Origin of the sequence: Micromonospora sp. SL1-18, from assembly GCF_047921505.1 — a bacterium.
GTDB lineage: Bacteria > Actinomycetota > Actinomycetes > Mycobacteriales > Micromonosporaceae > Micromonospora.
The window spans coordinates 34779-50210 of sequence record NZ_JBLROA010000026.1; the positions used below are offsets into that span (position 1 = coordinate 34779).

10 protein-coding genes are annotated in these 15432 nt (G+C 73.3%); 2 read left to right on the forward strand and 8 right to left on the reverse strand.

The window, feature by feature from the left end; translation table 11 throughout:
• Positions 1 to 123: 123 nt before the first annotated feature.
• The 7 genes from ACNAW0_RS14880 to eccB form a co-directional block, all read right to left on the reverse strand.
• The gene (locus ACNAW0_RS14880; protein WP_416288436.1) at positions 124 to 2463 is read right to left on the reverse strand and encodes an FtsX-like permease family protein; all 2340 of its coding nucleotides are present in this window, start codon (positions 2461 to 2463) and stop codon (positions 124 to 126) included.
• Positions 2460 to 3143 (reverse strand): ABC transporter ATP-binding protein, encoded by a 684-nt coding sequence (locus tag ACNAW0_RS14885; RefSeq protein WP_416288437.1) that lies wholly within the window; start codon positions 3141 to 3143, stop codon positions 2460 to 2462. Before ACNAW0_RS14885 ends, ACNAW0_RS14880 begins: the two co-directional genes overlap by 4 nt.
• Entirely contained in the window at positions 3140 to 3664 is a 525-nt protein-coding gene (locus tag ACNAW0_RS14890) for a PadR family transcriptional regulator (protein WP_416288438.1), read from the reverse strand. Before ACNAW0_RS14890 ends, ACNAW0_RS14885 begins: the two co-directional genes overlap by 4 nt.
• 110 nt (positions 3665 to 3774) lie before the next feature.
• On the reverse strand, positions 3775 to 4995 hold the full coding sequence (locus ACNAW0_RS14895; RefSeq protein ID WP_416288439.1) for a WXG100 family type VII secretion target: 1221 nt from the start codon (positions 4993 to 4995) through the stop codon (positions 3775 to 3777).
• The gene (locus tag ACNAW0_RS14900; protein ID WP_416288440.1) at positions 4988 to 5362 is read right to left on the reverse strand and encodes a hypothetical protein; all 375 of its coding nucleotides are present in this window, start codon (positions 5360 to 5362) and stop codon (positions 4988 to 4990) included. The genes ACNAW0_RS14895 and ACNAW0_RS14900 overlap by 8 nt, the downstream gene beginning before the upstream one ends.
• Positions 5359 to 6771: an RNA-guided endonuclease IscB gene (gene iscB, locus ACNAW0_RS14905; RefSeq protein WP_416288441.1), complete on the reverse strand. Its 1413-nt coding sequence runs from the start codon at positions 6769 to 6771 to the stop codon at positions 5359 to 5361. Before iscB ends, ACNAW0_RS14900 begins: the two co-directional genes overlap by 4 nt.
• Positions 6772 to 7079: 308 nt before the next feature.
• Positions 7080 to 8540 (reverse strand): type VII secretion protein EccB, encoded by a 1461-nt coding sequence (gene eccB / locus ACNAW0_RS14910; RefSeq protein ID WP_416288442.1) that lies wholly within the window; start codon positions 8538 to 8540, stop codon positions 7080 to 7082.
• Between the two features lie 164 nt (positions 8541 to 8704).
• On the opposite strand from eccB, the gene ACNAW0_RS14915 reads away from it, so the two are divergent.
• The gene (locus ACNAW0_RS14915) at positions 8705 to 9877 is read left to right on the forward strand and encodes a type VII secretion protein EccE (protein ID WP_416288443.1); all 1173 of its coding nucleotides are present in this window, start codon (positions 8705 to 8707) and stop codon (positions 9875 to 9877) included.
• Here ACNAW0_RS14915 and eccD read toward each other — a convergent pair.
• Positions 9861 to 11258 (reverse strand): type VII secretion integral membrane protein EccD, encoded by a 1398-nt coding sequence (gene eccD, locus ACNAW0_RS14920; protein ID WP_416288444.1) that lies wholly within the window; start codon positions 11256 to 11258, stop codon positions 9861 to 9863. The two genes, ACNAW0_RS14915 and eccD, sit on opposite strands and share 17 nt — an antisense overlap.
• A gap of 170 nt (positions 11259 to 11428) precedes the next feature.
• Between eccD and eccCa the strand changes: the two genes are divergently transcribed.
• Complete coding sequence (eccCa, locus tag ACNAW0_RS14925; protein WP_416288445.1) at positions 11429 to 15394, forward strand: type VII secretion protein EccCa; 3966 nt, start codon at positions 11429 to 11431, stop codon at positions 15392 to 15394.
• Positions 15395 to 15432 lie beyond the last annotated feature (38 nt).

The following is a 15432-nucleotide window of genomic DNA, read 5'->3' on the forward strand; positions in this document are numbered from 1 at the left end:
GCAGCTCGACGGGCGTGTCGGAAGACGTGAGCCGCCCCACGCTGTGCTGTGGACAGACCGTCAGTCCGACGAGGAATCGACGGCCCACCCGGTGCCCCGAGCCACCGGGTGGGCCGCCGGGGGTCATTCGAACCGCAATCCGTCCGGACGGGTCAGCCGCCAGAGCACCGGCAGGCTTGCCACGGTCACCAGTAGCACCACCGCGGCGCCGAGCCCGACGCCGAGGCCGACCACCGGCCAGCTCACCACCACCGGTGCGCCCACCATCCCGAGCAGGGCCGCGCCCATCGCCACCCCGATGCCGGCGGCGAGCACCAGCCCGGCCAGCACCGGCACCCCGGTCTGCCCGAGCACCGACCAACCGAGTGTGCTCCGAGGCGTCCCGACGGCGACCAGCGCCGCGAGCAGCCGGCGGCGCTCCCGGAGCTGTTCCAGGATGCCGACCAGCATGCTCACCCCGATCAGCACCAGGGTGACCACCGCGCCGGCGAGCAACCCGCGCCGGACGTTGGCGAACTGCGAGCTCTCGCGCACCCCAGTCAGCGCGTTCACCGGGGCGAACAGGTCCAGCCGGGCGACCTCGGCGCGGACCCGTTCCAGCGCATCCGGGTCCTGGGGATCCAGGCTGAGCAACGCGTTGGCCGAGACCTGGGACCGGGGCAGTGACGGCATCGCCCCGGGGGTAATCAACAGCCCGTCGTGCTGTCCTCCCATCGGGCTGTTGCGTACCGGCACGGTCCGGGTGTTCGTGGGCACCCGCCAGGTCACGGATCCGTCGCCGAGGCTCAGCGGCGCACCGGGACCGATACCGGAGAGGGGACCGTCCCGCCAGGTCAGGAAAACCTCCCCATCGGTGCAGGAACCGAGATCGGCGTGCTCGGCCAGCGCCGCGCAGTCACCGACCAGTACCTGAGCCACGGGGGCCTCCGACCCGTCCTCGCCGGCGGTGGCGGGGTTGGTGAGGGGAGTCGCCGTCAGGTACAGGGTGCCGATACTGCGCGTCACGCCGGGGATGGCCGCGACCTGCGCCAGGGCATTCCCGGGCTCCGGCAAGTTGTTCAGCCAGACGGCAACCTGGGCCCGGGTCGGGTCCTGGCCGGTGGCCCGCCGGAACTCGTCCTGCACGCCGGCCACCAGCATCTGCAGCCCGATGGTGCCGGCCACGGCGACCGCCACCCCGCTGACCAGCCGGGCCGACGCGGCGCTGTCCAGCTGGAGCCGCCGTACCGCGAGCTGCCAGGGCGGCGGGCCGCCGCGCAACCGGCTTACCAGCACGTCGACCAGCCAGGGCAGCAGGGTGACCGCGCCGACGAGCAGCAGCACCGCGCCGGCCGCGACCTGGGCCTGGGTGAGGTTGGAGCGGGCGGTCCGGACGTCGGTGAGCGGCTGGAGCAGGGCGAGCCCGGCGAGGGGCAGCAGCAACCGCCACCAGAGCCGGCGCCGGACCGGGCTGGCCCGTCGGCTGACGCCCAGCGGCGTGACGAGCACCCGGCGCAGGGCCAGCAGCGCCACCCCGGCGGCGAGCAGCGGCACGGCCAGCGCCACCAGCGCCACCAGCCACGGCACCGGGCGCAGGTCGCCCGGAAACACGCTGACGTCATACATCGAGACCAGCGGCGCCAGTTGGCGACCGGCGAAGAAGAGCATCCCACCGACGGCGAGCCCGAGCAGGGCACCGGTGCCCGCCTCGCCGGCGGCGATCCGGTGGACCATGCCGGCGTCGGCCCCGAGCAACCGGAGCGCGGCGAGTCGACGGTCTCGCTGCTCACCGCCGAAGCGGACGGCCGCCCCGAGGAACACCATGACCGGCAGCAGCAGCACCACGAAGACCACCACGACGAGCAGCCACAGCACGGCGTTGAACTCTTCGCCCACGCCGCCCTCGCCGAAGCGGTCCAAACGGAATACACCGTGGGGCGGCATGGCGTCGCGGCCGACGTAGAAGGCCAGCTCGTGGGGGCCGGACAGGCCTTCGGGACTGATCGTGCCGGTGACCCGGGCCCCGCCCAGGCGGGGTTCGAGCAGCGGTCCGTCCGGCGAGTCGAGCAGCGCGCGCAGCGCCGGTGAGACCGCCGCCTCGCCGTCGCCGGGGAAGGCGGCCAGTCCGGGTGGCACCGGTGCGTCCGGGCCCTCCGGGTGGACGATCCGCCCCCGCACGAAGCGCCCCCGGAAGACGGTGTCGACCTGGACGAGCTGCAGGGTGTTCGCCGCCGCCGACAACGGCGGCCCGTCACCGCCGTTGTCGAACCGGGCCGCGGTCCGGTCGTGGCGGGCGTCGATGGCGCCGGGCACCGCCGCCGCGAGTATCAGCATCGCGACGCCGACGCCCACGCCGAGGGCGGTCAGCAGGGTCCGCGTCCAGCCCTCGCGCCCGCCGGTGAAGGCCATCCGTGCGCCCATCACCAGGTCGCCCAGCCCGGCCCGCAGCCGGCCGCCGGGCCGTCGGATCTCCACGATGGTCACGCCACCTGCTCCACGCTCCGGGCCCGGCCGTCGCGGACCACCACCTCCCGATCGGAGTACGCCGCCACCCGCGGCTCGTGGGTCACCAGCAGGACGGCCGCCCCGGCCTCCCGGGCCGACTCGGCGAGCAGGCGCATCACCCGCTCGCCGTTGAGCGAGTCCAGGGCGCCGGTGGGCTCGTCGGCGAACACCACCTTCGGGCCGGTGACCAGCGCGCGGGACACCGCGACCCGTTGGCCCTGACCGCCGGAGATCTCCCCCGGGCGCTTGCCGGCGACGTCGGTCACCTCCAGTCGGTCCAGCCACTCGGTGGCCCGCCGTTCCGCCTCCCGGCGCGGGACGCGCTCCAGCCGCAGCGGCAGCGCGACGTTCTCCAGGCAGGTCAGCTCGGGTACGAGCTGCCCGAACTGGAACACGAAGCCGAACTCCCGGCGGCGCAGCCCGCTGCGGGCCGTATCGGAGAGCGCGGTCAGCTCGACGCCCCGGTAGTGCACCCGGCCCTGGTCCGGGCGCAGGATGCCGGCCAGACAGTGCAGCAACGTGGACTTGCCCGACCCGGACGGGCCCATCAGCGCCACCACCTCGCCGGCGCGTACGGACACCGAGGCGCCGGCGAGCGCCGAGGTCGGGCCGAAGGACTTGTGCAGGTCCGCTCCGATCAGCAGGGCGTCGCCGGTCATCCGCGCACCTCCTTCGCCAGCTCGTCGAGGCGCGCCGCGGTCAGCTCCAGCCAGCGCAGGTCCGCCTCCAGGTGGAAGAGGGCGTGGTCGCAGATGAGCTGGTCGGCGAGGTCGCCGCGGGTCTTGCGCCGGGTCAGGTCGCGCATCAGCCGCAGGTGCTCGGCCCGCTGGGTGTCCAGCAGGTCGGCGGCGGGGCGGCCGGTGAGCAGCGCGAGCACTACCTTGGTGTAGAGGATGCTCTGCAGATAGGGCTCGGGCTTCTCGGGCTGGGACAGCCAGCGCTGGACGTCGGTCACCCCCGCCTCGGTGATCGCGTACCGCTTGCGCTCGGGGCCCTCGCCGGGCTCGACCGAGTCCACCTCGACCAGGCCGTTACGGAGCAGCCGGGACAGGGTGGAGTAGACCTGGCCGAAATGCAGGGGCCGGCTGTGCCCGAAGCGTTCGTCGTACGCCCGCTTGAGGTCGTATCCGTGCCGGGGACTGGATTCCAGCAGCCCGAGGAAGGTGTGCCCGATCGACATAGGCGAGACTATACACAGTAGGTATACGCATTAGGTATACCCCGGTACGCGAACGCGAACGGCGCGACGCCCTCCGGTGAGGGTCACCGCGCCGCTCCGTCAGCGTGCGATCAGTCGGTGCCGAGCACCGGCGGCGGCGCCGACCGGCCGTCGCCCCAGACCATCTCGTCCTCGGTCAGCCAGGTGAGCCGCTCATCCGACTCGTCCTCGTCGGGCTGGCGGCGCCCGCCCAGCACGCCGTTGCGCCCCGCCATCGCGGAACGCCCGTTCGAGCCGCGACCGCCGTTGGACCGGCTTTCCGACTCCACCACGCCGCGGCCGGAGGCGAGCCGCCCGGTGCCGGCCGCCGAACGGTTGTCCATCATCCCGCCGGCCCGGCCGGAGGCCGGCGTGCCCGCTCCGGCCAGCGACCCGGTGCCCACCACGGCCGCCGGCCCGTAGAGGCCCCCACCACCGGGCGGCGCGGTCGAGGTGGCACCGCCGATGCCGATGGGCGCCGGGCCGGTGGTCGTCGGCGGTCCGGCACTGGCGAGCGAGGTGCCCGCGGGGTCGACCACGCCGACGGAACCGATGGTGCCGGGGTTGCCCGTGCCCGGGCCCCCAGGCGTGCCGCCGCCCACCGTGCCGCTGCTCGGAGCGGTGTGCTGGACCCCGGACGTGGTCGCGGTGGGCCCCTGGGTGTGCGCGAAGGTGCCGGAGGTCGGCCCGGACGAGGGCGTACCCGACGACGGGCCGTTGCCCAGCGTCGGGCTGGACGGGTCGCCGTAGCCCGGCAGGCAGGGGTCGGGCGGTTCGGGTGCGACGACTCGCCCGTAGGCGGAGAAGTCGTATCCCTCGGCCAGGTTGGCGACGACCTGCACCATCCGTTGGTGCGCCTTCTCCTGCTCGGCCTTGTCCTGCTGGTGGCCGACGATGCCGCCGATCACCGCACCCGGGAGCCCGCCCATCAGGAGGCCCTTGCCGGCGCCGGAGAGCAGCTTGTCGTTGTCGTCGGTCTCCTCCGGGCTCTCCGCGTTCGTCTGGGCGGTGCGCAGTTCGGTGGCCATCATGTCGAGCGCCTGCCGGATCCCGGTCATGCCGTGGGCGAGGTTGCCGGAGTATTTCACGACCAGGTCCACCCGCTGGTGGAACTCCCGGGCGGCGTCGCCCGTCCAGGTCTTGGCGAGCGCGTCCAGATCGGCGTTCAGGTCCCGGCCGAGGCCCTCGAGGGTGTCCTTCAGCGAGCTCCACTGCGCGCTGAGCCCGTCGACCTGCTTCGGGTCGCCGGCGGTGACGCCCTGGTAGAGCTCCTTGTGGCTGACGTGCTCGTAGCGCTGGGTGTACTCAGACACGCGGATCCTCTCCCTTCGCCGGCTTCATCGCCTCGGTCAGCCCGGAGAGCGCGGCGATGATGTCGGCCGCGGCGGCCGCGTTGCGCGCTTCGGCGGTCCGGTAGTTGGTCATGATCTTGTGGGTCGCCTCCTTGGCGGCCACGATCGCTCGGCGTAGCCGCTCGGCGTGGTCGACGTAGCTCGTGTACGTCTTGGAGTAGCGACGGGCGTTGTCGGTCGCGTCGGTGAAGGTGCCCAACGCCGGCGGCCGGCACTGCATCTCGGTGTTGAGCTTCTTCAACACCGACTCGGCCTCGCTCAGCCGGCTCTCGAGCCGCTTGTGGAAGTCCTCCAAGGACAGTACGTCTACCGTCGTGCGCCCGGTCATCGGCGTTGCGGCGTGGAATCCCGGCCGTTCAGGGCCGGGAGGAAACGCCGCTCCTCCTCTCGCGTGTAGGCCCATCCGTCAGCGCGTTGCAGCAGCCGGACGTGCCGGTGATGGATGCCCTGCAAAAGGGCCTGGCTGGTGCGGATGTTGAAGCTTCCGGTGGTTCGCACAGCGACCCGACCAACGTGCCGGCCCTTGTTCTTGCCGGCCGGCACGACAGCACGCACGAGGTCGCCGGTTTGGAAGGCGCGTACCGTTTTGCTTCTTGGCAGCCGCAGCCTGGGGAATCCGTGCCGGTCGCAGCGGGTGCGGGCGTACGAGCCGCGTCCGGTCGCGGCGGCGACCAGCACCTGCCCTGGGCAGGACCGCACGCCAGCGAGGATCCCGACGTGTAGGGCGTCGAGGGTGTGGGTTTTCGGCGCGCTGGTCTGGTGCCGGTTCCATCTGGTGCGCCCGCCGGTGCCGACCTCAACCGGCAGGCCGGTGGCGGCCAGCGCTTGCCACAGCGCCCGCCGGGTTGTCGACACGGCCGCGGCGTCTCGCAGCGGCAGTTTCGCTTGGCGTCGGATCCGGGCCAACACAGTGGGCCGGTGCGCGAGGAAGACATCGACCGGGGTGGCACCCTTAGCCAAGTTGCACGGGACGCAGGCCAGGGTCAGGTTCGACACCCGGTCCGAGCCGCCCCGCGAGCGCGCCACGATATGGTCGATGTTCAGCGGCACCCCCGTGGCGCCGCAGTAGGCGCATTTGCGTCCCCACCTGGCCAGCAGATACTCACGTACCTCGTAGCCGTGCAGGGTGCCGTGCTGGTACTCGACCCCGGCGATGTCCGGGTTCTGCAACAGTTGCGTGTCGAACGCGACCCGCTCCACGTGCAGGCCGGTCACGGGGGCCCACCGACACAGCCGCTGGACCCAGGACATGACGTTGTCGACTCGGTGCCGCAGCGACGGCGCCAACCACCCGTCCGGCTTGCGGCGGTTCAGGAAGCGGGGTGCCCGGTAGCGCAGGTTCCGTGACCGGCGGCCACGCCGGAATACGGCGCGGGCGGTCAGCTTGTCACGGATCTGCCCGCCCCGATGGCGGACCTCGACCGCAAACAGGCCGGTCCGCACCGTGTTGTCGGCGCGGAAGACGGCGATACCGGTGAACTTCGAACCCGGGTCGATGCCGAGCTCAACCCCGTCCACCTGCGAGTCGGCGACCTCACGGTCCTTGAGTCGGATCACGAACGGGGTGTGCCGGTGCACCACCGCACGGCCGGAGGCGAGCAGCTTCCGGGCACGGGCCGGGGTGCACGGTTGTAGCGGCCGGTGGTGCCGGTCAACAACGAACACCACCGGATGGGTGTGGGCCTCACGGCCCGCTCCGGTTCCCGCCGAGGCGGGTTCCGGGTGACGCCGGCTCACGCCGGTCTCCCCTCGCCCATGTCGCACACCGGCTGCCTTGCGGCGTCCGTGTCCCGTTTCGTGGCATCTCGGGGCCGTGTCTGCTGACGCGGATTCCAGGGTCCGGGGCTGAGGAAGCACCCCGGAGTGGGTCTTCTGACCTGTGTACAACGTAGATCCCTCCCTTCAGAGGTTTCTGGGGCTGGTCAACCACCCTGAAGGACCGAGAAGTTGACTGTCGAGAACCACTGGCCACGCTCAGGTTAGTCGACCAGCGTCGGCCCGGGCGACCCGTCACCGGGCAGCCTCCACATCGGATCGCGGACGGATCAACCGCCCTGGTTCGACCCGGCCTCCGGGCCGTCCGGCCTGTCCGCCGACCCGGACGGCACGGCACCCGGATCGAACTCGGTCATCGCGTCGCGCTGCTCCAGCTTCGGCCCGGTCGGCACCAGCGACAGCAACGAGGCGGGCACCGCCAGTGGCTGCACTTCGCCGTACCCGAGCGCGGCCCGCGCGTTCCCGGAGGCGGTGCCGAGCGGGTAGCGGACCCCCTGGGCGGTGATCAGGTAGACCGTGGCGCCCGCCGCCGGCTTGCCGCTCTCACCCGCCGTCGCCTGCACCAGCACGCCCTTGCCGCCCGGCAGCAGCACGCTCTCGGCGGTACGCACGGCGTCCCGACGGCTCTGCCGGGCGGCCACCCCGGCCGACGCGGTCAGCTCGGCCGGCGGCTGGTCGAAGACCTCCAGCGTGGTGACCAGCGGCTGCCCCGGCTCGCCCGACCGGTACGTGGCGCAGAGCACGGTCTGGCCCGGCCGCACCTCGTGCAGGGTGGGCAGCTTGTCCGGCAGGCCCTCGGGATCCAGCCGCTGGTCGACGTAGAGCCGGCCGGCCTGGTCCGGCGTGATGTCGGTCACCTCGCCGCCGCCGCCGAGCAGTAGTAGCGCGGTCATCTCCTTGACCGGCACCAGCCCCTGCCGGGTCAGCACGTAGTAGTTGCCGGCGGCGCGGTAGACCTGGCCGACCTTCGCGGGGCGGTCGCCCACCGCCATGGAGCTGCCGTCGCCGTCGATGGTCGGCTTGCGCAGCGCCGGTCCGACCGGCACCGCGTTGAGCAGCTGCTCCCCCACGGTGAGGGTGGTCGCGCCAGCCATCTTCAACGCCACCAGCGCCTGCTCGTCGCCGACCACCCGCAGCCGGGCGCCGCCCGTGAGCAGGTACCGCGCGTCGTTCGTTCGCACCAGGACCGCCTGGTCGGTGAGCGGGGTGCCGCCCGGCAGCGACCGGTTGATCACCAGGCGGGTGGTGGAACGCCGCGGATCGGCCGGGTCGGGCACGTCACAGACCGACCAGGGCAGCCCGACCAGCGACTTGCGGGCCGGCACGTCGTCCGGGGCGCCGACGATGCCCACCGCCCGGCCACGCGGTCGGTCCTTGATGGACGCCTGGGACACGGTGCGGACGGTCGGGTCGGCCTCGTCGAGGATCAGCCGGGCCGAGGCGTAGTTGAGCGTCGGGTGCAGCACCCCATCGCTGAAGACGTACGTGGCACCGGTCTCCCGCTCGATCACCAACGTGTTCGGCTCCAGCGGCGCGGAGTTGCCGGCGAACTGCCCGTACGCGCCGGCGCCGCCGAGCACGACAGCCGCGGCGATCACGCTGCCGAACACGGCCATGCCGAGCCGCCGCATCGGCAGGTCGTTGGTCTCCGGGTCGCCGGAGAGCAACCCGGAGACGATGCGGCGGGTGACGAAGCGGTACGCCTGCACCTGATCGCGGCGGGTCCGCATGACTAAACCTCCGGCAGGGGTGGGTCCGCGACGATCAGGTCCGGTACTCCGTCGCGGGCTTCCCTACGATAAGGGGCCGTCAACGGTTCATCGGGACCCCGCCCGCCCTCCGGCGACGAACCGATCCGGCGGATGCCCAGGATGTCCAGAAGGGACGCTCAGCGATGACCCAGGTCCAGGCGCTAACCGGTCGTACGGCCCTCACCTCCGCGGTCGGGGAGGACCGAACGGTCACCCCGGCCGACCGGCGCCGGCGCGGTCGGCTCGGCCCGGTCGTCGTCGGCCAGCTCGTGGTGCTGGAGTGCGCCGCGCTGGCCGTCTGGTTCGCCACCGCCGGTCCGGCCTGGGTGCTCGCCGGCGTCGCCGCGCTGGCCGTGGCGGCGGTCGTGGCCGCCTTCGCCCGCCGGGGTGGCCGCTGGTGGTACGAGGACCGGCTGCTCCGCCGTCGGCTTCGCCGGCGGCGGGATCGCGCTCGGGGCGCGGTGCCCTCCGGCGACCCGCGGCTGGCCGCGCTCGCCCCCGACCTGACGGTCGTCGAGCTGACCGAACGCGGCACCCGGCTCGGCATCGGCCAGGACGACCGGGGCTGGTTCGCCGCGGTCGCGCTGACCGGCCGGCCCGGCGCACCCGCCGGATCCGTCGAGGCGGCGATGGTGGACCGGGCCCTCGCGGTGCTCGCCGACTTCTCCGGGCCGGTCACCCAGACCCAGGTCGTCTCGCACACCCTGGTCTGGTACCCGGCGCCGGGCGCGGCGCCGGCCGCCCACCGTACGGTCTGGGTGGCGCTGCGGCTCTCGGTCTCCGACGCCCGCGCCGAGACGGTGAGCCGGGGCGGCGGCCTGCGCGGGGTGCACCGTACCGTCGCGGCCGGGATCGGCCGGCTCGGCAAGGCGTTGAACGCGGCCGGCCTCGGCCACCGCGTCCTGGGCCGCGACGAGCTGCACGCGGCGGTGGTCTCCGGGGCCGGGCTCGATCTGGCGCCCGAGTCACCGGTGGAGAGCTGGACGAGCCTGCGCGGCGGCGGTTGGACCCAGCGCTGCCTGGCGTTGCGGGTACGCCCGAAGGGGTCGCTGGGCGGCCTGGTGGACGCGGTGACGACCACCTCCGCGCCGTCGCACACCGTCGCGGCGCTGGTGCTCGCCGGCGGGCGCCGGATGCCCCCGCTGCTGCGGGTGGCGGCGATGGACAGTCACGCCGAGGCGCTGGTCAAGGTGGTCCGGGACGTGGCGAAGCGCTGCGGCGTGCCGGCCCGCCCGCTGGATGGCCAGCACGGGCCCGGCGTCTACGCCACGGCGCCGGTGGCCACCGCGATGGGCACGGTCACGGCCGAAGATTGACGATCCAGCCGTAGAGGCCGCATACCCAGACGGCCAGCGGCACCAGGGCGACGATCAGCAGGATCTCGACGATGTCGAGGAGACGGCCCCAGACCGGCGAGATCCGCTTGCCCGCCACCGTCAGGCCGTAGATCAGGCTGATCACCGCCGCCAGCAGCAGGCCGCCGAGGACCAGCCCGAGGCGGAACGGCAGCTCCCCGGCGCCGAAGGTGGCGGCGCCGGCCAGCCCCAGACCGACGGTGCCGGCGAGGAGCACCGGGGTGCGCTGGGCACGGCCGATGAACGGCCGGGCCCGCAGCAGCGACAGCAGGGCCAGGACCAGGCAGAGCAGCACCGCCGGCAGCCGGCCGTTTGTGGCGAATATCACCTGGCCGCCGAGCACCAGCACCGCCACCGTCCACAGCAGGCCGGTGAGGAACGCGTCGGCGCGTTCGCTGTTGCGCAGCACCCGCGGGCCGTCGACCGACTCCGTGTCGGACTTCAGGTCGTCCGGTCCGGTCGGGATCGACGGCACCGGCAGCCGGGCGAGCCGGTAGGCGAGCATCGGCAGCGCCGGCAGGGCGGCGAACGCGACCGTGGCGACCACCGCCGCGGCGGCCGTGGCGCTGACGCCGAAGACCAGGCAGAGCACGGCGCCGAGGCCGACCGCCGCGGCCACGGCCACGGCCCCGAGGAACAGCGCCAGCCGGTCACCGACGGCGAGCGCGGCCACCGCGCCGAAGAGCACCACCGCGGTCGCGGCCAGCAGCACGTGCGGGCTGGCCAGCTCGGACAGTTTCCGGTCCCCGGCGAGGACCAGCAGGCCGCCGATCGCCGCGTAGCCGAGCCCGCCCATGGCCAGCACGACGCCGGTCCGGCTGTCGCCGACCGCCCGGGACAGCACCGCGGCGCTCACCACCAGAGCGACCGCGACCACGAGCGCGGCCAGCGCACCGGGCAGCTGCGGCGGACCGGCGAAGAGCGCCGCCACCGCGCCGGCGGCCAGGGCAGCCCCGGCGAAGAGCACCGCGAAGCCTCGGGTGGTGCCGACCTGCCAGGTGCCGGGGCGCTGGTTGGTGGCGGTGGCGACGGCGTCCACCACGTCGTCGAAGACGATCTCGGGGGCCGCGGCGGCCCGGGGGTTGAAGTAGAGCACCTCGCCGTCGCGTACGCCGAGCTGCGCCGCGGTACGGCCACCGTCCAGCGGTTGCCCGCCGAGCCGGGACAGGCCCCACCCGCCGTGCCGCACGCCCTCGTCGGCGAGGTCCTCGCCGGCGTACCGCAGCAGCGTGGGTAGCAGGTCGGCCAGCGGGACGTCCGCTGGCAGTGCCAGGTCCATTCTGGTCCGCGGTGCCACGATGGTGATCCGGCTCAGCCCGCCGGTCGCGGTCTTCGTCGCCACTGTGGCCTCCTCGCACTCGCCTACGATCCACTCGGCCGGCGGCGTCAGCCCCACACGGGTCCACGACGCCTCCGGGAGATTACCTACGATGGCCATCGCACAGGTTGCCCACCCGACGTCTCGGGTGAGTGGCAGACCACGATCAGGGCCGCTTCTGGGGAGGAGATGCCGTGAGCACGGTGGTGTTCCGCCGGCTTCCGCGTCAACCGGGGCCTGCGCTGCCGCGCGGCGAAGTGCTGCTGGAGACTCCGCCGGAGCTGCCCGAGCAGCAGTCGCGGGGCATGGGCCAGGTGCTGATGATTTTGCCGATGCTCGCGGGCGTCGGTGCGATGGCCTTCCTCTACGCCGGTCGCGGCGGCGGCACGATGACGTACGTCGCCGGTGGTCTCTTCGGCGTGTCCATGTTGGGTATGGCTATCGGCAGTTTGAGCAACGGCGGCAACGACAAGGCCGAGCTGAATGGCCAGCGGCGCGACTACATGCGCTACCTGGCCCAGATGCGCAAGCGCACCCGCCGGGCCGCCGAGCAGCAGCGGGCCGCGATGACCTGGCGGCACCCGGAGCCGGACGCGCTCTGGTCGATCGCCTCCTCGCGCCGTCTGTGGGAGCGTCGGATCACCGAGGACGACTTCGGCGAGGCCCGGATCGCGCTCGGCCCGCAGCGGCTGGCGGTGGAGATCGTGCCGCCGGAGACCAAGCCGGTGGAGGACCTGGAGCCGATGAGCGCGATCGCGCTGCGCCGGTTCGTCCGGGCCCACTCCAGCGTGCCGGACCTGCCCACCGCGCTCTCGCTGCGCGCGTTCAGCCGGATCGCGCTGCGCGGCGACCGGGAGCCGGTGCTCGACCTGACCCGGGCCGCCCTGGGGCAGCTGGTCACCTTCCACGCCCCGGACGACCTCATCGTGGCGGTGGTGGCCGCGCCGGACCGGCAGCCGGTGTGGGACTGGGTGAAGTGGCTGCCGCACGCCCAGCACCCGGGGCGTACGGACGCGGCGGGCGCGCGCCGGATGGTCTTCGCCAGCCTCGCCGAGGCGGAGGCGGCGCTCGGCAACGAGCTGAACGGCCGCCCCCGGTTCGCTCCGGAGGCGAAGCCGCTCACCACCGCCCCGCACCTGGTGGTGGTCCTCGACGGCGGCGAGGTCTCGGCGACCTGCGCGCTGATGGGCCCCGGCCTGCTCGGTGCCACGGTGATCGACCTCTCCGGCACGGTGCCCCGGGACGCGGGCCGCTGGCTGCTCTGCCTCGACGTCGGCGACGGCAGTGGGCTGGAACTGGTCCGAGGCACCGCGACATCCCGGCTCGGCCGGCCGGACCGGCTCAGCATGGCGGCCGCCGAGGGCCTGGCTCGGCAGGTCGCCCCCTACCGGCTCTCCCAGCAGCAGGGCGCCAGCGCCGAGGAGCCGCTGGCCCGCAGCATGGAGCTGCCGGACCTGCTCGGCGTCGGCGACGCGGCCGCGGTGGACGTGCAGCAGACCTGGCAGCCGCGCAGCCATCGGGACCGGCTGCGCATCCCGCTCGGCGTCGGGCCGGACGGCAACGTGGTCGAGCTGGACTTCAAGGAGTCGGCGCACGAGGGCATGGGTCCGCACGGCCTGGTCATCGGCGCGACCGGCTCCGGCAAGAGCGAGCTGCTGCGTACGGTCGTCGGGGCGCTGGCCGTGACGCACTCGTCCGAGGAGCTCAACTTCGTCCTGGTCGACTTCAAGGGTGGTGCCACTTTCGCCTCGCTGGACGCGTTGCCGCACACCAGCGCGGTGATCACCAACCTCTCCGACGAGCTGCCGCTGGTCGACCGCATGCGCGACGCGCTGGCCGGCGAGATGAACCGCCGCCAGGAGGTGCTCCGGGCGGCCGGCAACTACGTCTCCCGCTACGACTATGAGAAGGCCCGGGCGGCTGGCGAGCCGCTGGAGCCGATGCCCAGCCTGCTCATCATCTGCGACGAGTTCAGCGAGTTGCTCGCCGCCAAGCCGGACTTCATCGACCTGTTCGTCATGATCGGCCGGCTCGGCCGGTCGCTCGGCGTGCACCTCCTGCTGGCGAGCCAGCGGTTGGAAGAGGGGAAACTCCGGGGACTCGATACCCACCTGTCGTACCGGATCGGTCTGCGTACCTTCTCGGCGGTGGAGAGCCGGATCGTGCTCGGCGTGCCGGACGCGTACGAACTGCCGAGCGCGCCCGGTCACGGTTACCTCAAGACCGACACCAGCACCATGCTCCGGTTCCGGGCCGCGTACGTCTCCGGGCCGTACCGGGCGCCGGGGCAGGTGCAGCGGTCCACCCGGGCGCAGGTGCAGCGCCGGATCGTCCCGTACAGCATCGACTACGTGCCGGTGCCGGCTCTGCCGAGCCCGGTGGAGACCACGCCGGAGCCGGAGCAGGCGGCCGACGGCAAGGCCGTGGCCATGCTGGACGTGCTGATCGACCGGCTCAAGGGGCGGGGGCGGCCGGCGCACCAGGTCTGGCTGCCGCCGCTGGCCGAGCCGCCGAGTCTGGGCGAGCTGCTGCCGCCGCTGAGCGTGCACCCGATGTTCGGCCTGTGCACCGCCGACTGGCCGGGCCGCGGCCGGCTCACCGTGCCGGTCGGCATCGTCGACCGCCCGTACGAGCAGACCCGTGACCCGATGATGGTGGATCTGTCCGGCGCGGGCGGCAACGTGGTGATCGTCGGCGCGTCGTTGAGCGGCAAGAGCACCATGCTGCGGTCGATGCTCGCCTCGCTGGCGCTCACCCACACCCCGCGCGAGGTGCAGTTCTTCTGCCTCGACTTCGGCGGTGGCGCGCTGCGCAGCCTGGAGGGGCTGCCGCACACGTCCGGGGTGGCCGGCCGACGGGACACCGAGGCGGTCCGGCGGACCATCGCCGAGGTGGTCGCGATCATCGACGATCGGGAGCTCCGGTTCACCCAGCACGGCATCGACTCGGTGGCCAGCTACCGCCGGCGCCGGGCGGCCGGTGAGTTCGCCGACGACCCGTTCGGCGACATCTTCCTCGTGGTCGACGGCTGGAACACCCTGCGCCAGGAGTACGAGGAGCTGGAGCAGACCATCACCAACCTGGCCAACCGGGGCCTGGGTTTCGGCGTACACGTGGTCGTCACGGCCGTGCGGTGGGCGGAGATCCGGATCAACATGCGGGACCTGCTCGGCACGAAGCTGGAGCTGCGGCTCGGCGACCCGGCCGAGTCGGAGATCGACCGCCGGGCCGCGCAGAACGTGCCGGCGGGCACGCCCGGCCGGGGTCTGACCCACGACAAGCTGCACTTCCTCACCGCGATCTCGCGGATCGACGGCAAGCGCGACATCGAGGATCTGGCCGAGGCGTCGGTCGCCCTGGCCGGGCACGTGGCGGCCAACTGGCCGGGCCGTCCGGCGCCCAAGGTACGGCTGCTGCCGCGCAAGCTGCCCCTCACCGAGCTGGCGAAGGTCATCGACCGGTCGGTCCCGGGCATCCCGATCGGCGTCAACGAGTCGGCGCTCGCCCCGGTCTACCTTGACCTGGCGAGCGAGCCGCACCTGACCGTGTTCGGCGACGCCGAGTGCGGCAAGACCAACCTGCTGCGGCTGATCGCCCGGAGCGTCGCCGAGCGGTACACCCCGGCCCAGGCCCGGCTGGTCATCGCCGACTACCGGCGTGGCCTGCTGGGCGCCGTGGAGGGTGACCATCTGCTCGACTACGCGCCCTCCAATCAGGTGTTCAGCCAGGGGCTGGGCTCGATCCGCGCCGCCCTGCAGAACCGGCTGCCCGGCCCGGACGTGACCACCGCCCAGCTGCGCGACCGGAGCTGGTGGAAGGGCCCGGACCTCTACATCCTGGTCGACGACTACGACCTGGTCGCCTCGGGCGGCAACAACCCGCTCAGCGCGCTGCACGAGCTGCTGCCGCAGGCCAGGGACATCGGCCTGCACCTGATCGTCACCCGGCGGGTGGGTGGCGTGGCGCGCGCCCTCTACGAGCCGGTGCTGCAACGCCTGCGCGAGCTGGACTCGCCGGGCCTGCTGATGTCCGGCAGCCGGGAGGAGGGCGCGGTCTTCGGCAACCTGCGGCCGAGCCCGCAGCCGGCGGGCCGGGGCACCCTGGTCCGCCGCCGGGACGGCCAGCAACTGATCCAGACCGCCTGGACGGAGCCGGCCTAGGGGCGGGTGCCAGGCAACGTTTCGACAGCGCCGGCCGG